The sequence below is a fragment of the Lentzea sp. NPDC054927 genome (assembly GCF_053610285.1).
Genome location: NZ_JBSGXZ010000018.1, coordinates 124,191 through 140,279, shown reverse-complemented (window position 1 = coordinate 140,279; position 16,089 = coordinate 124,191). Strand labels below are relative to the sequence as shown.

Genomic DNA, 16,089 nt, shown 5'->3' with positions numbered 1-16,089 from the left:
GGGAAACACCCGGTCCCATTCCGAACCCGGTAGTTAAGCCCTTCTGCGCCGATGGTACTGCACTGGTTACGGTGTGGGAGAGTAGGTCGCCGCCGAACTTAATTTGCCCTGCGGGTTGAGCGCCACAAGCGCTCCCCGCAGGGCTTTTTTACGTTCGACCTCGGACAGTCCTGAAGGTTCGCCTCTAGAACAGCTGGTCGGCAAGCCCCGCAACCGCTTGCGCATCGCAGTCGCGCAGCAACGCCCGCAGGTTCGCGACCGCCTTCCGGTCCGAGTATGCGAACCCGAGCTTCGCAATCGTCGCGCCCCACTGAACGTCATCGCCGACCGCGTCGGCCAGCTCCTGCCACCCGCCGCGCAGCCGGTGGAGATAGGCAGGCCATCTGACAGAGATCTCGGCGACGGCGACCAGCTGGCATGCCTGTTCGACGTCGGACGAGCCAAGCACCCGGAGGTAGAACTGCCATACGTTCAGCAGTCGCTTCTCCTCCCGCACCGACTGCTCTGGCTGGGATCTGAGCCGGCGCCGGAGGTGCTCGCGCACCTCGGCGTGCCGTTCGACGGAGACGATGATCTCTTCGATCTCGGCCGCATCCGGTTGCCGCTTGACAGCGGCCGCAAGCCAAAGGACATCGGCGAGCTCAGTGGTGGTCAGGTCGTCAATCGCCAGCTTCTTCACCACAGCGGACATGCCGTCCTGGTGCACAGGCCCGAGTTGGGAGAGCAGCAGTCGGTCGACATCGTCCGAACTGGTAGGCGGCAGCCGCACCGGGAGTTGGACGAGCTTGCGCAGGAACGTCCATCCCGGACTTGGATCGTCGGGATGTGCTACCACCTTTGCGTCCGCAAGTTCTTTGTAGGCGTGGTCGACGTGCGATGCCACGACAGATGAGTCGAGGCCCAGCACGAACCTCGAGTCCGGAAAGTCGTCCGCCAGGAACACGTTGATCGCCTCGAACACCTGAGCCGTCGTGCGCGGCGTGCACCGGTCGAGGTCGTCGATCAGCAGCACGAGCTGGTATCCCTTGTCCGCCAGGTCTTCCAGCAAGACCTTGACGTCATGCTGCACGAGGTACAGATAGCCGGACTTGGCGTGGTAGTAGGGATCACGGATCAACGGGTCGGTGCTGGAGCCGGAGAACGCGTTGCTGGCGACGGGGCCCGCGAACAGCTCTCCCGGCAGGAACGCCGACGCTCGCCCGAAGAAGTACCGCCGTGCGGTGTGCAGCAGACCCAGCCCCGCCAAGCTTGCCGTCACCCACCACCCCCATGTGATGTTCAGCTTTGTCAGCGCACCCAGAGCCGATAGCCCGAAGCCGAAGCCCGCGAATGACAACAGCGGTGAGTAGATCCGCTTCCACAGCTGGCGTTGCAGATGCCTGCGGTCAACGCGTGCGGCGTTCTTCGCGAACCAATAGCGCTCCTTGGAGTTCTGGTCGGGCATGATCGCCGGCTCGGCGGCCTCGGCCACAGCGGTCGCGAGTCCTGCCCACACCTGTTCGCTCGACTGATGTCGCCACGGGTTGAACATGGCGACCAACGGCTTGTCAGGCCTCTTCCAGGAGGACTCCTCGCGCAGGGGAGGCTGGAACAACATCCGGTCTGCGGCCAGCACGGTCAGTCGCCGTCCGATCGGAAGCTCATCAGGCGTCACCGCCAGTTCTTCCCGCACGAAGTCGAGCAGCGTGCTCTTGCCCGATCCCCAGGCACCCTCGATCGTGATCACGGTCGGGCTGTCGTCTTCGCCGGGCTTGAGCAGTTGGACGAGCGCCTGCACCAACGAGCCGCGGTTGAGCAGATCATGGGCAGCTACTCGGTCGCTGAACCCGCGCGTGGCAACGGGCCCGATGCGCAGGACGGCGGGCAGGTGCGGGTTCCAGATGCGCAGCTTGCCCGTCTTGTCGCCGGACGCGATGCGGGGACGTCCATCCGGTCCCGGAAAAGTGATCAGCGCCGAGACCGGTGACGGCTGACTCCGGCGAATCAACTCGCCCGTGTGCGGGTTCCAGATGCGGAGGGAACCGCCCTCGCTCCCCGACATCAACAGCGGTTCAGTCCCGCTCAGGTACAGCCCCAACGTCGTGATACGACTGCTGTGCCCTGCCAGTCGTCGGGCGGTGGCTCTCGAGGCGGACGTCACCACGATGTCCGTGTTCTCAGCCTGGACCAGGAGATCGGACATGGTCAGCGACTGCTGTGTGCTTTGAGGCTTCCCTTCGAAGTAGAGGCCATTTGTGTAGTCCTCGAAATGCGCGCCTGTGTTCGCCACGATGATCACCGGTGACCGCTGCTCGAAGTACACGATGAGCAGCGGGTTCGCTGGAGTGTCGTCGTTGACGGCGAGCCCGGTGATGCGGCTGCTCAGCTCGATGGTGCGTTCGAGCTCCACGCCTGGCACGTCGGCTGAGGTCACGCCTGGGAGGTCGGGAAAGGGGCGAGTTTCGTTTCCGGCAGGTTTCTGTCCGGTCGGACTAGTGCGAAATCGGCCTGAACAGGGTGAAGATGTGGACCATGGAACGCCGAGCCCGCACCTCAGGACTGCGCCGCAGCCGCACGGTCACCACGCCGAGGCTCGGTGAGCTGTTCAACGGCTATCTCAATCCCGAGCGCCCGCATGCCGGCGCTTACGACGAGATGTTCTCCACTGACAACGGGGTGCGGAGTGCTTACCGCGCGTTGTACGAGTCGGTGGCTCCGTCGCAGGTCAACGAGCTGAACGCGCGCTCCGAGGCGTTGGGGCGGGCGTTTGTTGACCAAGGGATCACGTTCTCGCTGAGTGGGCAGGAACGGCCGTTTCCGCTCGACCTGATTCCGCGAATCATCACGGCGAGTGAGTGGTCGAAGCTCGAAAAGGGCATCGTTCAGCGGGTCCGGGCGATGGAGATGTTCCTCGCGGACATCTACGGGGACGCTCAGATCGTCCGGGATGGAGTGTTGCCGCGGCGTCTCATTACGAGCTGCGAGCACTTCCACCGCGAGGCCGCGCTCATCAACCCGCCGAACGGGGTGCGCCTGCACGTGTCGGGTGTGGACCTGGTGCGGGACGAGCAGGGGACGTTCCGGGTGCTCGAGGACAATCTGCGGTGCCCGTCCGGCGTCTCGTACGTCATGGAGAACCGGCGGACGATGGCTCGGGTGTTCCCGGACCTGTTCGCGCGGCATCGCGTGCGGGCCGTGGGCGACTATGCGGTTCACCTACTACGTGCGTTGCGGAACGCGGCTGCGCCTAACGCTGCGGATCCGAACGTTGTTGTGCTGACGCCTGGGTTGGCCAACAGTGCGTACTTCGAGCACTCGCTGTTGGCGCGGCAGATGGGTGTGGAGCTGGTTGAGGGGCGGGACCTGTTCTGCCGTGACAACTTTGTGTACCTCCGCACGACTGAGGGGGAGCGCCAGGTTGATGTCATCTATCGGCGCATCGACGACGACTTCCTGGATCCTGTGCACTTCCGGCCGGACTCGGTGCTGGGGATCGCCGGGCTGCTGAACTCGGCTCGGGCGGGCAATGTCGTCGTGGCCAACGCTGTGGGCAACGGGGTGGCGGACGACAAGCTCGTTTACACCTACATGCCGGAGATCGTGCAGTACTACCTTGGCGAGAAGCCGTTGCTGCCCAACGTGGACACGTTCCGGTGCTGGTTGCAGGACGAGCGGGCGCACGTGCTGGACTGCCTCGACGAGCTCGTGGTGAAGCCGGTCGAGGGATCTGGCGGGTACGGGATCGTGTTCGGGCCGGATGCGACGGTTCGTGAGTTGAACTCGTTGCGGAAGCGGATTCGGAACAACCCGCGCGGGTGGATCGCGCAGCCCGTGGTGCAGCTGTCGACGGTGCCCACGAAGATCGGCGACAAGCTGGCGCCGCGGCACGTTGACCTGAGGCCGTTCGCGGTGAACGACGGCAACTTCATCTTTGTGCTGCCGGGCGGGCTCACGCGAGTGGCGTTGCCGGAGGGCAGCCTCATCGTGAACTCGTCGCAGGGCGGCGGTTCCAAGGACACCTGGGTGCTCGCGGCGAAGTCGTCCACTGTGGAGCGTGAGCTCGCGGAACCAGGGCTGGCCGGCGCGGCCAAGATGGAGTCGACGGCCGCCGAGCAGGGGCCCGAGCTGACCACTTCTCAGCAACAGCAACAGCAGCAGTAGGGAGGCGCGAAGTGCTGGCACGCAATGCGGAGTCGCTGTACTGGATCGGCCGCTACGTCGAGCGGGCGGACGACACGGCGCGCATCCTCGACGTCTCGGTCCACCAGCTGCTGGAGGACGCGACCGTGGACCCGGACGCCACGTCGCGGCAGTTGCTGACCGTTCTCGGGATCAAGCCGCCGAAGGGTGCGGATCAGTTCGACGTGTGGTCGCTCACCGAACTGGTGGCCTACAACAAGGACAACCCCAGTTCAATCGTGGCGTCGGTGAACAGCGCGCGAGAGAACACGCGTGGTGCTCGCGAGGTCGTGTCGACCGAAATGTGGGAGTGCCTGAACGCGATGTGGAACGCCGTTGCCGAACGGCAGACCTACGCGCGCACGATGGGGCCGCACGCGTTCTTCTCGTTCGTTGAGGAACGTGCGGCGATGTTCGCTGGGCTGGCCGACTCCACGATGTCGCGTGACGACGGGTGGCGGTACTTGGTGCTCGGGCGGTCTGTCGAGCGTGTGGACATGATCGTGCGGTTGTTGTTGGCACGCGTTGGCGACCGTGCGTCATCGCCTGGGTGGGTCACGGTGTTGCGGTCGGCCGGCGCGCATGACACGTACTTGCGGACCTATAGGGGCGCGTTGGACGCGTCGCGCGTTGTGCAGTTCTTGTTGTTGGACAGGCTGTTTCCGCGTTCGGTGTTTCATGCGCTCAGGCAGGCCGAGGCTTGTCTGGAGCAGTTGGAGAACCAGCCGTCGGTGCGGGTTGGGGCGCGGGCTGAGGCGCTGAGGTTGTTGGGCAAGGCGCGGAGTGAGTTGGAGTTCCTCAAGCCGCACGACTTGCTGGACGACCTGCCGAAGCGGCTTGCGGCGTTGCAGAAGACGGTCCGTGATGTCGGTGAAGCCGTGTCGCAGCAGTACTTCCACGTGTCTCCGTGGGTTGCCTGGACGAACACCGAGGTGGGCTGACCATGAGCTGGCGAGTGCGTGTCGTGCACACGACGGGTTATCGGTACGAGGCACCTGTTGTGCAGTCGTACAACGAGGCGCGGCTGACTCCGCGTGGGGACAGGCGGCAGAACGTCGTCGTCTCGCGCGTTGAAACCACACCGGCTACGCGTGCTTATCGCTACACGGACTACTGGGGCACCGAGGTCACGTCCTTCGACCTGCACGCGCCGCACAAGGAACTGAAGGTCGTCGCGTCGTCGGTGGTCGAGACGAGTGCGGAGATCGAACCCGTCACCACCGGCTCGTGGGCTGACGTGCGCGCGGACAACCTGGTGGACCGGTACACGGAGTTCTTGGAGCCCACGCGGTACACGCCGCGCAACCGTGAGTTGCTCGCGGTGGCACGAGAGTTGAAGAAGGGGCAGACGCCGTCGGACGCGGTGCTGGCCGCGTCGCAGTGGGTGTGGGAGCAGCTGAAGTACCAGCCGGGGTCTACCGGTGTGCACAGTTCGGCCGTTGACGCGTGGCGGGAACGCAAGGGCGTGTGTCAGGACTTCGCCCATCTGACGTTGGTGCTGCTGCGCGGTATGGGGATTCCGGCGCGCTATGTGTCCGGCTACCTGCACACGAAAGAAGATGGTGCGCTGCGAGAGACGGTTCGCGGCGAGTCGCACGCGTGGATTGAGGCGTGGACCGGCGGGTGGTGGGGGTACGACCCCACGAACGCGATGCCGGTCGGGCCACGGCACGTGTGGGTGGCACTTGGGCGTGACTATGCGGACGTTGCGCCGTTGAAGGGCATCTATTCCGGAGGGGCCGCAACGGCGCTGGAAGTCACCGTGGACATCACGCGACTTGCCTAGTGGTGTGGCGCGGAACGTTGCCGGGGGAATGCGCGGTCAGACGGGTGCCGCGAGGTGCCCTGCTGAGCGTGGATTACCTCGCCAACGTTCCGGGTCGCACCACTAGACGGGCGGGCTCGCCCTGGAGCGAGCCCGCGTTCGTTCAGCGCCAGCCGTGACGGTCGCGCAGGACGTCCACGACCTGGCCGAAGGCGGCGGGTGCCAGCACGGCGCCCTCACGCCGGATGTCGTCGTCCGAGTCGAGCGCGAAGACGCGGTCGAGGCGGAGATAGGAGGGGCGGGCCTCGCGGTCCCAGGCGCCGGCGCCCAGTTCCATGAAGTCGTCGCGCGGCTCCTTCGAGGAGAGCATCAGCGCGACCAGTTCGCCCTTGGCACGGCCCACGACCAGCAGTGGGCGGTCCTTGCCGCGGTTCGCGTCCTCTTCGAAGGGCACCCAGGCCCAGACGACCTCGCCGGGGTCGGCGTCGCCGTCCATCGAGGGCTCGTACTCGAGTTTCGCGGCGTTGGCGGCGTCGTGGATTTCGCGGACCGCGCCCTTCGCGGGGCGGGGGTCTTCACCGTTCATCAGCACGGACGCACCCTAGTGGTGCAGAGCACTCCGGCCACTATGGGACCATAAGGGGACACCCGTCCGATTTTTTGCTGAGGACTGCCTTGACCTCGTTCGCCGACACGACCTTCACGCCGCCGGAGCTCATCCGGAACTTCTGCATCATCGCGCACATCGACCATGGCAAGTCCACCCTGGCCGACCGGATGCTGCAGCTCACCGGCGTGGTCGACGCGCGGGCGATGCGGGCTCAGTACCTCGACCGCATGGACATCGAGCGCGAGCGCGGCATCACCATCAAGGCGCAGAACGTGCGCCTGCCGTGGCAGCTCGACGGGCAGGACGTCGTCCTGCACATGATCGACACGCCTGGTCACGTCGACTTCACCTACGAGGTGTCCCGCGCACTGGAGGCCTGTGAGGGCGCCGTGCTGCTGGTCGACGCCGCGCAGGGCATCGAGGCGCAGACGCTCGCGAACCTGTACCTGGCGATGGAGAACGACCTCACCATCATCCCGGTGCTGAACAAGATCGACCTGCCCGCCGCGGACCCGGACAAGTACGCCAAGGAGATCTCGCACATCGTCGGCTGCGAGCCGGAAGAGGTGCTGCGCGTCTCGGCGAAGACCGGTTTCGGCGTCGAGGCGCTGCTGGACGAGGTCGTGCGGAAGGTTCCCGCCCCGGTCGGCGCCTCGGACGCCCCGGCCCGCGCGATGATCTTCGACTCGGTCTACGACACCTACCGCGGCGTCGTCACCTACATCAGGGTCGTCGACGGCAAGATCACGCCGCGCGAGCGCATCAAGATGATGTCGACGGGTGCCACCCACGAGATCCTCGAGGTCGGCATCGTCTCCCCGGAGCCCAAGCCGTCGCAGGGCCTCGGCGTCGGCGAGGTGGGCTACCTGATCACCGGCGTGAAGGACGTGCGCCAGTCCAAGGTCGGCGACACCGTCACGTCGGAGCGCAAGGGCGCCACGGAGCCGCTGGCCGGCTACCGCGAGCCACGTCCGATGGTCTACTCCGGCCTGTACCCGGTCGACGGCTCGGACTACCCGGAGCTGCGCGAGGCGCTGGACAAGCTCCAGCTCAACGACGCCGCGCTCACCTACGAGCCGGAGACCTCCGCGGCGCTGGGCTTCGGCTTCCGCTGCGGCTTCCTCGGCCTGCTGCACCTGGAGATCACCCGCGACCGCCTGGAGCGCGAGTACGGTCTCGACCTGATCTCCACCGCACCGAACGTCGTGTACCGCGTCGTGATGGAGGACGGCACCGAGCACGTGGTGACGAACCCGTCCGACTGGCCGGAGGGCAAGCGCGCCGAGGTCTACGAGCCGATCACCAAGTGCACCATCATCGCCCCGTCCGACTACATCGGCGCGATCATGGAGCTCTGCCAGTCCAAGCGCGGCCAGCTCGGCGGCATGGACTACCTGTCGGAGGACCGCGTCGAGCTGCGCTACACGATGCCGCTCGGCGAGATCATCTTCGACTTCTTCGACTCGCTGAAGTCCCGCACCCGCGGCTACGCGTCGCTGGACTACGAAGAGTCCGGCGAGCAGGACGCGGAGCTCGTCAAGGTCGACATCCTGCTGCAGGGCGAGACGGTCGACGCGTTCAGCGCGATCGTGCACAAGGACTACGCCTACGCGTACGGCACGCGCATGGCGACCCGTCTGCGTGAGCTCATCCCCAGGCAGCAGTTCGAGGTGCCGATCCAGGCGGCGATCGGTGCTCGCGTGATCGCCCGCGAGACGATCCGCGCGATCCGCAAGGACGTTCTCGCCAAGTGCTACGGCGGTGACATCACCCGTAAGCGCAAGCTGCTCGAGAAGCAGAAGGAAGGCAAGAAGCGGATGAAGATGGTGGGGCGGGTGGAGGTGCCGCAGGAGGCCTTCGTCGCCGCGCTGTCGACCGATGAGCCGAAGGGCAAGAAGTAGGCGCAGTGGCACGTCTTCATGTCGGCTGCGCGATGTGGAACCACAAAGCGTGGCTCGGGCGGTTCCTGCCGCAGTCGCTTCCTGCCGGAGAGCGACTGCGGGCCTACGCCGGCTGGTGCAACGCCGTCGAGGGCAACACCACGTTCTACGCGACGCCCGCCCGGAAGACCGTCGAGACCTGGGCGCGGCAGACCGATCCCGGCTTCCGGTTCGTGGTCAAGCTGCCCAAGGCCGTCACGCACGAGCGCCGGTTGGGCGGCGTCGAGGTTCAGATGCGGGCGTTCCTGGACGCGATCGAACCTCTTGGCGAACGTGCGGTCCTGTGGACCCAGCTGCCCGGCTCGTTCGGCCCCTCGGACGTCGACGCCCTGAGCCGCTTCCTGCGCAGGCTGCCCGTCGTCCTCCGGCGTGCCGTGGAGGTGCGTCACCCCGTGTTCTTCACCGACGCCGGCGCGACGTCTGTGCTGGAGGGGGCGCTCGCCGACGCGGATGCCGAGTGGGTGCCGTTCGACACCACTGTCTTCTTCCAGAGCCCGCCGACCAGCGAGGCCGAGCGTGAGGCCTGGGACAGGAAACCGCGGTTGCCGCGGCGGACGCGGGCGCTGACCGACCAGCCGGTCGTCCGCTACCTGGGCCGGGACTCGGTCGACGACACAGTCGAGGGGTGGCGGTCGTGGGCCGAGGTGGTCGCCGACTGGTTGCGGGAGGGCCGGTCGCCGACGGTGTTCCTGCACACCCCCGACAACGACGACGCGCCCGCGCTCGCGCGCCGGTTCCACGACGAGGTGCGGACGCTCGTGCCCGGCCTCGACGCACTGCCCGAGCCTGAGCCGGTTGAGCCCGCGACTCTGTTCTGAGCGAACGCACACGGGCTGTGCGGTGTCGTAGGGTTTTGGAGGTGGAGACGCCGCTGATCGGGACGACGGGCTCGACGGGCATTTTCATCAGCCAGCTGCTCGACGCACTCGTGACCGCTTTCGACAGCCGAGGCCGCAGTGTGTGCCTGGACCGCCGGGAGGTGGCGCCGGGAGAGGTTTTCGGCCGGGCCATCTGCCTGGCGTTGGTGCTGTTGCCACCGGAGTGAGCGTGCCGTCATGCGCCCGGCTCGATCAGCGCCACGACCCGTTCTTCGTCACGCGAGTACGGCCGGCCGATGTACTTCTGAGCGATCCGGTCCACGATCTCCCACGCCGGCTCGCCCTCGACCCACTCGACGACGCGGCCGCGGATGGTGATCGGCTGGAACGGGTTGTCCGGCGGCGTCAGCGAGATCGCCACCCGCGGGTCGCGGCGCAGGTTGCGCGCCTTCTGCGAGCCCGGCCCGGTGAGGATCACGACGTGGTCGCCGTGCGTGCCGATCCACAGCGGCACGGAGTGCGGCGAGCCGTCGGGCAGCACGGTCGCGAGGTGGGCGATCGGGGTGCCGTCGAGCACCTCGCGCACGTCCGGGTTCATCGCTGCACCTCGTAACGGAGGTGCGTCACGCCGGGCGCGGGGATGGCCTCGACGAGGTTGAGGTGCACGTGGTCCGGGAGCTCCTGGAAGAACGGGCGGCCGCCGCCGAGCAGGATCGGCACCTGGTGCAGCACGAACTCGTCGACCAGGCCCGCCTCGAGCGCCGCGGTCAGCACTCCGCCGCCCATCAGGCCGACGTCCTTGCCGCCCGCGATCTCCCGCGCGGTGGCGATCGCGTCCTCGATGCCGGTGGTCACGAGGGTCTGCTGTTCGCTGACCTCCACCTGGTGGTGGCTGAGCAGGACGAGCTTGGCGTCGGGGTGCGGGCTGCCGCCGCCGAACCTGTCGGAGTCCTCGTAGGTGTTGTGGCCGGCCACGATGGCGCCGGACCGGCCGGCGAGGGTGTCGAAGAACGGGGCGCTGGCCTCGCTCAGCTTGAACCCGCCGAACACCTGGCTCGGGGTGTCGCCGTCGAAGTACCAGTCGAAGAGCATCCCGCCGTCGCCGAGTCCGTGTCCTGGCCGGGGGTCGCGGCCGGTGATGTACCCGTCCACCGACACCGAGTGGGCGCTGAAGACCTTGCTCATCGGAGAGGTTCCTTTCGAGTTCCTTCAGGAGACTCCAAGACCGTAGCAGGGCTCAGTTCCTTAAGGGAACCCCGGTTGCTAAAGTGGCCGTATGCAACGCACGAGCTTCAGTGGGATGGCGTGCTCGATCGCGCGCACGCTCGACGTGATCGGGGAGCCCTGGTCGCCGCTGATCCTGCGGGACGTGTGGGTCGGGATGACGCGGTTCGAGCAGCTCCAGGCGGATCTCGGAATCTCGCGCAAGGTGCTGACCGAGCGGCTGAACCACCTGGTCGAGCAGGGGGTCCTGGAGCGCCGCCCGTACGACCGGCGGCCGCGCTTCGAGTACGTGCTGACGCGGAAGGGCACCGAGCTGGTCGACCTGCTGATGGTCATGAAGGGCTGGGGCGACAGGTGGCTCGCGGGCGAGGCGGGGCCGCCGGTGCTGTACCGGCACCACGCTTGTGGCGAGATCAGCGATGTCGAGCTGCGGTGCGACCACTGCGGGGAGCCGATGCGGGCGGGTGACGTCGATCTGCTGGCCGGTCCCGGCGTTGCTGAATCAGCAACGTAGTTTGCCGATTCCGCACGGTCCGTCGCATCTTTGAGTCATGACGACCGCACAGGAGTTCTGGGAGACCTTCTACTCGGAGCGGGACCAGGTCTGGTCCGGCAGGCCGAACCCGTTGCTGGTGCGGGAGGCCGAGCGCCTCACGCCCGGCAGCGCGCTGGACATCGGGTGCGCCGAGGGTGGCGACGCCGTCTGGCTGGCCAAGCGCGGCTGGCGCGTGCTCGGTGTCGACGTGTCGCAGGTCGCGCTCGACCGGGCGCTCCAGCACGCGTTCGACGCCGGCGTGGAGATCTCGGTGGAGCGGCACGACCTCAAGGCCACGTTCCCCGAGGGGGAGTACGACCTCGTCAGCGCCCAGTTCCTGCACTCACCCGTGGAAGAGGACGGGGAGCGCAACAGCATCCTGAAGAGCGCTTCGCGGGCCGTGGCGCCGGGCGGGTACCTGATCATCGGCGGGCACGCCGGGGCGCCGTCGTGGTCCGAGCACCAGGACTACTACTTCCCGACGACCAAGGACGTGCTCGACCACCTCAAGCTGACGGACAACTGGATCGTCGTCACCGACGAGATCGTCGAGCGGCCGCTGGTGGGGCCGGACGGGCAGGAGGAGACGCGCAAGGACAACGTCCTGACAGTCAAGCGCCTCTTCTAGAAACGCGAAGGCCACCCGCGGCAACGTTGCCGGGGTGGCCCAGGTGTTGTTCGTCAGGCGCGGATCAAGCGGTCCATCGCCTGGCGGTTGATGATCGAACGGAGTTCGTTCGCCTCCTCGCCGGTGTGGCGGGAGAGGATGGCGTCCAGCTCGAGCCGGTCGCTCTCGGTGGTGTAGCTGGCCAACTGCCGTTCCAGGCTCCGGCGTGAGATCCGAGCCGCACGGCGGGTGGCCAGGCTCGAACGCAGGGACTTCACGGACAGGTCGTGGCGGGTCATCGTGTCCTTCCAATCTTGGTTACGATTCGATAATACACCCAGCTCAAGCGATCTGTACCGATGAAGAGGTTAGTTAGCTCACGAACTCCGCGAGCAACCTCAGGGCGTTCGCGTACTTGGCCTGCAGACGCTCCCGCGTTGCGGCGTCGAGGCGGGCCATGCGGGCCGGTGAGAGGTTGTCGGCGATGTCGGCGCGCTTCACGGAGAGTGCCAACGGGTTCGCGGCGACGCGCCGCAAGTAGACGTCCTGGGGCTCGTCCGGCAGGTGTGACAGAGCGACGACCGCGTCGACAACGGCCGTTGGGCACCCACGGGCCGTGAGGTCGTCGGCGGTTATCGGGGTGTCCTCGATGACGTCGTGCAGGACGGCGGCCATCTGCGCGTGTTCACCTGTCACGGATGTCATGACCCGCAACGGATGTCCGATGTACGGCCGGCCCGACTTGTCGAACTGGCCGTCGTGGGCGGAGGTGGCGAGCGCGATGGCGTCTTCGAGGGTGAACACGCGCATCAAGCTAAACCAGGTCTTGACCTGGGGCAGTGGTCTAGTCCATTTTTAGTCCACTCACAACATGGCCGCCGCATGATGTGTGGAGGTGGACCATGTCCAAGACCAGACGAGCAGCTATAGCGCTGCTGTCCGCGCTGTTCGCCTGCGCCGGTCTGGTGTTGGTGATCAACGGCAGCGCCGTGGCCGCCAACCTCGCGGCCAACAGCGGCTTCGAGGCCGGCAGCCTGAGCGGCTGGACCTGCACCGAGGGCACCAGCGCCACCACGAGCACCAAGCGCACCGGGAGCTACGCGCTGCAGGGTGCGCCTGCCGGGCAGAGCAACGCGCGTTGCCAGCAAACCGTGACGGTGCAACCGAACACGGCCTACAAGCTGTCCGCCTGGGTGCAGGGCAGCTACGTCTACCTCGGTGTCACCGGCGGCGTGGAGAAGAGCACGTGGACGCCGGGCGCGAGCAGCTTCACGCAGCTCACGGTCGACTTCAACAGCGGTAGCGCCACGAGCGTGACGATCTACCTGCACGGGTGGTACGGCCAGCCCGCGTACTTCGCGGACGACGTCAACCTCGACGGCCCCGGCACGCCGCCGACGACCACGAGCACGACGACCTCCACCACCACGACGACAACCACGACCACCACCACGACCAGCAACCCGCCGAACACCGGTCTGCCCAAGCACGTCCTGACGGGCTACTGGCAGAACTTCTACAACGGTGCGCGCGCACTCAGGCTGTCGGACGTGCCCACCACCTACGACATCGTCGCGGTCTCGTTCGCCGACGCGACGGCCGTGCAGGGACAGGTCGCGTTCAACCTCGACCCCGGACTGAGCAGCCAGCTCGGCGGCTACACCGACGCGCAGTTCAAGGCCGACGTCCGGACCCTGCAGAACCGCGGCCAGAAGGTGATCATCTCCGTCGGCGGTGAGAAGGGCACCATCAGCGTCGGCAACTCCACGGCGGCGACCAACTTCGCCAACAGCGTCCGGTCGCTGATCTCCAACTACGGCTTCAACGGCGTCGACATCGACCTGGAGAACGGCGTCAACGCCACCTACATGGGCCAGGCGTTGCGCAGCATCCACGCCGGCGGCGGCACCGTCATCACCATGGCGCCGCAGACGATCGACATGCAGAACACCGGTTCCGAGTACTTCAAGCTGGCGCTGGCCGTGAAGGACATCCTGACCATCGTCAACATGCAGTACTACAACTCCGGCTCGATGCTCGGCTGCGACCAGCAGGTCTACAGCCAGGGCACGGTCAACTTCCTGACCGCCCTCGCGTGCATCCAGCTGCAGAGCGGCCTGCGGCCCGACCAGGTCGGTCTCGGCCTGCCCGCGTCACCGTCAGGTGCCGGTGGTGGCTACCAGTCGCCGTCCAACGTCAACAACGCGCTCAGCTGCCTCGCCCGCGGCACCAACTGCGGGACGTTCAAGCCGAGCACGACCTGGCCGTCCATCCGGGGCGCCATGACGTGGTCGATCAACTGGGACGCCTCGAACAACTGGCAGTTCGCCAACACCGTCGCCCCTCATCTGGACTCCCTGCCCTAGTCGGGCAGTCCGGCCGGCCGCTGGCGATCCCTCTGTTCGTGTGACGGGTTGGTGATCTTCTCCCCTGTCGACAGCGTCACCGACGTCCCGCATCAGATGATGGCCCGGCCGGCGTAACCACCCGGCGGTTCGGGGAGGCCGAACAGCCTCCCCACCGTCGGGGCCACATCCACAGTGGACACGGGCGCGGCGGAAACTCCGCGCCCTGCCACGGGATCGCCTCCCGCGACGAGCAGCGGTACCGGTGCCGTCGCGGGACGGCACACCCTGCTGACCACGGACTCCAGGTGCCTCCACGCCACCGCGCGGTCGGATGCCGAGCCGGTCCAGTGGAGCTGGTTGCTCGCCACCACGACTTTGCCCCTCAGCAACGAATCCGCGTCGATGTGGCGTTGCAACGACGCACCGGTCGACGGTGACGACCCGCCGGCGACGACCACCAGCACGGACCGGTCCCAGCGGCCGGTCGCCTTGAGGTGCCGGACCAGCTTGCCGACCTGTTCGTCGGAGGTGCGCACGGCCAGCGAACGGATCATGCCCAGGGGCGGGTCGCCGTCGCCGAAGGCCACGAACACGAGGTCGGGGTCGGTCTCCTCGATCATGGTGTGCAGCGCGTGCGAGGTGAACGCGTCCGCCGGGTGCTTGGTGTCCGGCAGCACCGAACACGTGCGGAAACCCTGTTCCGGCAGGCGGTCCAGGACAGGGGCCAGCATCGAGGCGGGATCGGGGATCGTCTCCACGGCCGGCGCCGACCGCGCCTGCGGGAAGTACGTGCCATCGTTTCGCAGAGCCAGGAGGTTGGGGGTCAGGGCCTCGCTGACCTCTTCGGGGCGCAGTCCGGCGAGAACCACGACGTACACGCGACGCTTCACCCGCACACCTTTGCCTATCAGCGTGGACGCGAGGTGAACGGAGCTGTTCACGCTGAATTCGCCCGAATGCCGTTGCGTCATCAAGGACACAGCCGCTTCACCGGGCATCCACCGGCCGGTCCAACTAGGTTGTGCTCATGTTCCACACGCTGGCCGTGCCCGTGATCGCCGCGCCCATGGCAGGCGGCGCCTCCACCCCAGAACTGGTCGCCGCGGTGAGCGACGCGGGCGGGTTCGGGTTCCTGGCAGCGGGCTACATCACCGTCGAGCAGCTCGCGGAGAAGATCACCCAGACGAGCCAGCTCACCAGCAAGCCGTTCGGGGTCAACCTGTTCGTGCCGGGGACGCGTTCCACGGCGGACATCTCGTCCTACGTGGAACGGGTGAAGGCCTGCGCGGCGAAGATCGGCGCGGTGCCGGGTGACCCGCGCTGGGACGACGACAACTACGCGGCGAAGCTCGAACTGGTGCTGGCGCTGCGGGTTCCGGTGGTGTCGTTCACGTTCGGGCTGCCCGACGCGGACGACGTGCAGCGGCTCAAGGCGACCGGCACCACGATCGTCGTGACGGTCACCACGCCGAGCGAGGCGCGGCAGGCCCAGCAGATCGGTGCGGACGTGCTGTGCGTGCAGGGTGCGGACGCCGGCGCCCATCGCGGCACGTTCACCGACGACGGCATCTCGCCCGGCGGTGGCGAGCTGTACGGCACCCTCGCCGCGATCCGGCTCGTGCTGGGCACCGTCGACCTGCCGGTGATCGCGACCGGCGGCCTCATCAACGGCGCCGACGTCGCCGCGGTGCTGGCCGCGGGTGCGGTCGCGGCCCAGCTCGGCACCGCGTTCCTCGGCTGCCCGGAGGCCGGAACCTCTGCGGCGCACCGGGAAGCGCTCGCGGAAGGGGGCCGCAGGACGGCGCTCACGCGGGCGTTCACCGGACGGCCCGCCCGTGGGCTGGTGAACCGGTTCCTGATCGAGCACAGCGCGCACGCGCCGGCCGCCTACCCGAACGTGCACCACCTCACGAAGCCGGTGCGCGCGACCGGTGAGCCGGAGGTCATGTCGCTGTGGGCGGGCACCACCTACCCGCTCGCGACGGCCGAACCTGCCGCCGACATCGTGCGAAGGCTCCACGACGAGGTCACGGAAGTGGTCAACACCTTGGCGGAGCGCTTCAAGCGCGGCTAAGAAGGAGAGC

Annotated in this window: 17 protein-coding genes and 1 rRNA gene; 11 read left to right on the top strand and 7 right to left on the bottom strand. The window is 67.2% G+C overall.

Annotation, left to right across the window (positions count from 1 at the left end):
• A 5S ribosomal RNA gene (gene rrf, locus ACWGE0_RS24155) occupies positions 1–98 on the top strand; the annotation flags it as partial.
• 86 nt (positions 99–184) lie between these two features.
• On the opposite strand, the gene ACWGE0_RS24150 is transcribed toward rrf, so the two are convergent.
• Positions 185–2,413, bottom strand: coding sequence for a P-loop NTPase fold protein (locus ACWGE0_RS24150; RefSeq protein ID WP_452263159.1), 2,229 nt, complete (start codon positions 2,411–2,413; stop codon positions 185–187).
• A 98-nt stretch (positions 2,414–2,511) separates the two neighbouring features.
• Between ACWGE0_RS24150 and ACWGE0_RS24145 the strand changes: the two genes are divergently transcribed.
• The 3 genes from ACWGE0_RS24145 to ACWGE0_RS24135 are packed head-to-tail and all read left to right on the top strand — an operon-like array spanning position 2,512 to position 5,944.
• Entirely contained in the window at positions 2,512–4,140 is a 1,629-nt protein-coding gene (locus ACWGE0_RS24145; RefSeq protein WP_452263158.1) for a circularly permuted type 2 ATP-grasp protein, read from the top strand.
• Between the two features lie 11 nt (positions 4,141–4,151).
• Entirely contained in the window at positions 4,152–5,099 is a 948-nt protein-coding gene (locus tag ACWGE0_RS24140) for an alpha-E domain-containing protein (RefSeq protein ID WP_452263157.1), read from the top strand.
• A gap of 2 nt (positions 5,100–5,101) precedes the next feature.
• The gene (locus ACWGE0_RS24135; protein ID WP_452263156.1) at positions 5,102–5,944 is read left to right on the top strand and encodes a transglutaminase family protein; all 843 of its coding nucleotides are present in this window, start codon (positions 5,102–5,104) and stop codon (positions 5,942–5,944) included.
• Between the two features lie 142 nt (positions 5,945–6,086).
• On the opposite strand, the gene ACWGE0_RS24130 is transcribed toward ACWGE0_RS24135, so the two are convergent.
• A complete protein-coding gene (locus ACWGE0_RS24130) occupies positions 6,087–6,509 on the bottom strand; it encodes a type II toxin-antitoxin system PemK/MazF family toxin (RefSeq protein WP_452263165.1) in 423 nt (140 codons plus the stop codon).
• Positions 6,510–6,598: 89 nt separating this feature from the next.
• Between ACWGE0_RS24130 and lepA the strand changes: the two genes are divergently transcribed.
• From lepA to ACWGE0_RS24115, 3 genes are read left to right on the top strand one after another with little or no spacing between them, the layout of a single operon-like run.
• Positions 6,599–8,434, top strand: a complete 1,836-nt coding sequence (gene lepA / locus ACWGE0_RS24125; RefSeq protein WP_452263155.1) for a translation elongation factor 4 — start codon at positions 6,599–6,601, stop codon at positions 8,432–8,434.
• A 32-nt stretch (positions 8,435–8,466) separates the two neighbouring features.
• Positions 8,467–9,291, top strand: a complete 825-nt coding sequence (locus tag ACWGE0_RS24120) for a DUF72 domain-containing protein (protein WP_452263164.1) — start codon at positions 8,467–8,469, stop codon at positions 9,289–9,291.
• A gap of 41 nt (positions 9,292–9,332) precedes the next feature.
• A complete protein-coding gene (locus tag ACWGE0_RS24115; protein ID WP_452263154.1) occupies positions 9,333–9,518 on the top strand; it encodes a hypothetical protein in 186 nt (61 codons plus the stop codon).
• An 8-nt stretch (positions 9,519–9,526) separates the two neighbouring features.
• Here the strand turns inward: ACWGE0_RS24115 and ACWGE0_RS24110 are convergent, their stop codons facing one another.
• On the bottom strand, positions 9,527–9,889 hold the full coding sequence (locus ACWGE0_RS24110; protein ID WP_452263153.1) for a PPOX class F420-dependent oxidoreductase: 363 nt from the start codon (positions 9,887–9,889) through the stop codon (positions 9,527–9,529).
• Positions 9,886–10,476 carry a dihydrofolate reductase family protein gene (locus tag ACWGE0_RS24105; protein WP_452263152.1) on the bottom strand — a complete coding sequence of 197 codons (591 nt, stop codon included), beginning with the start codon at positions 10,474–10,476 and terminating at the stop codon, positions 9,886–9,888. Before ACWGE0_RS24105 ends, ACWGE0_RS24110 begins: the two co-directional genes overlap by 4 nt.
• Before the next feature lie 91 nt (positions 10,477–10,567).
• Here ACWGE0_RS24105 and ACWGE0_RS24100 point away from each other — a divergent pair, with 91 nt between their 5' ends.
• Both ACWGE0_RS24100 and ACWGE0_RS24095 read left to right on the top strand, forming a co-directional pair.
• On the top strand, positions 10,568–11,029 hold the full coding sequence (locus ACWGE0_RS24100) for a winged helix-turn-helix transcriptional regulator (protein ID WP_452263151.1): 462 nt from the start codon (positions 10,568–10,570) through the stop codon (positions 11,027–11,029).
• A gap of 37 nt (positions 11,030–11,066) precedes the next feature.
• A complete protein-coding gene (locus ACWGE0_RS24095) occupies positions 11,067–11,678 on the top strand; it encodes a class I SAM-dependent methyltransferase (protein WP_452263150.1) in 612 nt (203 codons plus the stop codon).
• A gap of 53 nt (positions 11,679–11,731) precedes the next feature.
• Here ACWGE0_RS24095 and ACWGE0_RS24090 read toward each other — a convergent pair whose 3' ends face one another.
• The gene (locus ACWGE0_RS24090; RefSeq protein ID WP_452263149.1) at positions 11,732–11,956 is read right to left on the bottom strand and encodes a hypothetical protein; all 225 of its coding nucleotides are present in this window, start codon (positions 11,954–11,956) and stop codon (positions 11,732–11,734) included.
• Positions 11,957–12,029: 73 nt separating this feature from the next.
• Positions 12,030–12,461, bottom strand: a complete 432-nt coding sequence (locus tag ACWGE0_RS24085) for an HD domain-containing protein (RefSeq protein ID WP_452263148.1) — start codon at positions 12,459–12,461, stop codon at positions 12,030–12,032.
• Positions 12,462–12,559: 98 nt separating this feature from the next.
• On the opposite strand from ACWGE0_RS24085, the gene ACWGE0_RS24080 reads away from it, so the two are divergent.
• Positions 12,560–14,023 carry a chitinase gene (locus ACWGE0_RS24080; protein ID WP_452263147.1) on the top strand — a complete coding sequence of 488 codons (1,464 nt, stop codon included), beginning with the start codon at positions 12,560–12,562 and terminating at the stop codon, positions 14,021–14,023.
• Between the two features lie 92 nt (positions 14,024–14,115).
• Here ACWGE0_RS24080 and ACWGE0_RS24075 read toward each other — a convergent pair whose 3' ends face one another.
• Complete coding sequence (locus tag ACWGE0_RS24075) at positions 14,116–14,895, bottom strand: hypothetical protein (RefSeq protein WP_452263146.1); 780 nt, start codon at positions 14,893–14,895, stop codon at positions 14,116–14,118.
• A gap of 137 nt (positions 14,896–15,032) precedes the next feature.
• Here ACWGE0_RS24075 and ACWGE0_RS24070 point away from each other — a divergent pair, with 137 nt between their 5' ends.
• On the top strand, positions 15,033–16,079 hold the full coding sequence (locus tag ACWGE0_RS24070; RefSeq protein ID WP_452263145.1) for a nitronate monooxygenase: 1,047 nt from the start codon (positions 15,033–15,035) through the stop codon (positions 16,077–16,079).
• Positions 16,080–16,089: the final 10 nt, after the last annotated feature.

Coding starts and splice junctions, on each gene's coding strand:
- ACWGE0_RS24145 (WP_452263158.1), top strand. CDS start 2,512: ATGGAACGCCGAGCCCGCACCTCAGGACTGCGCCGCAGCCGCACGGTC.
- ACWGE0_RS24135 (WP_452263156.1), top strand. CDS start 5,102: ATGAGCTGGCGAGTGCGTGTCGTGCACACGACGGGTTATCGGTACGAG.
- ACWGE0_RS24095 (WP_452263150.1), top strand. CDS start 11,067: ATGACGACCGCACAGGAGTTCTGGGAGACCTTCTACTCGGAGCGGGAC.
- ACWGE0_RS24130 (WP_452263165.1), bottom strand. CDS start 6,509: ATGAACGGTGAAGACCCCCGCCCCGCGAAGGGCGCGGTCCGCGAAATC.
- ACWGE0_RS24105 (WP_452263152.1), bottom strand. CDS start 10,476: ATGAGCAAGGTCTTCAGCGCCCACTCGGTGTCGGTGGACGGGTACATC.
- ACWGE0_RS24100 (WP_452263151.1), top strand. CDS start 10,568: ATGCAACGCACGAGCTTCAGTGGGATGGCGTGCTCGATCGCGCGCACG.
- ACWGE0_RS24090 (WP_452263149.1), bottom strand. CDS start 11,956: ATGACCCGCCACGACCTGTCCGTGAAGTCCCTGCGTTCGAGCCTGGCC.
- ACWGE0_RS24110 (WP_452263153.1), bottom strand. CDS start 9,889: ATGAACCCGGACGTGCGCGAGGTGCTCGACGGCACCCCGATCGCCCAC.
- ACWGE0_RS24070 (WP_452263145.1), top strand. CDS start 15,033: ATGTTCCACACGCTGGCCGTGCCCGTGATCGCCGCGCCCATGGCAGGC.
- ACWGE0_RS24120 (WP_452263164.1), top strand. CDS start 8,467: ATGTGGAACCACAAAGCGTGGCTCGGGCGGTTCCTGCCGCAGTCGCTT.
- ACWGE0_RS24080 (WP_452263147.1), top strand. CDS start 12,560: ATGTCCAAGACCAGACGAGCAGCTATAGCGCTGCTGTCCGCGCTGTTC.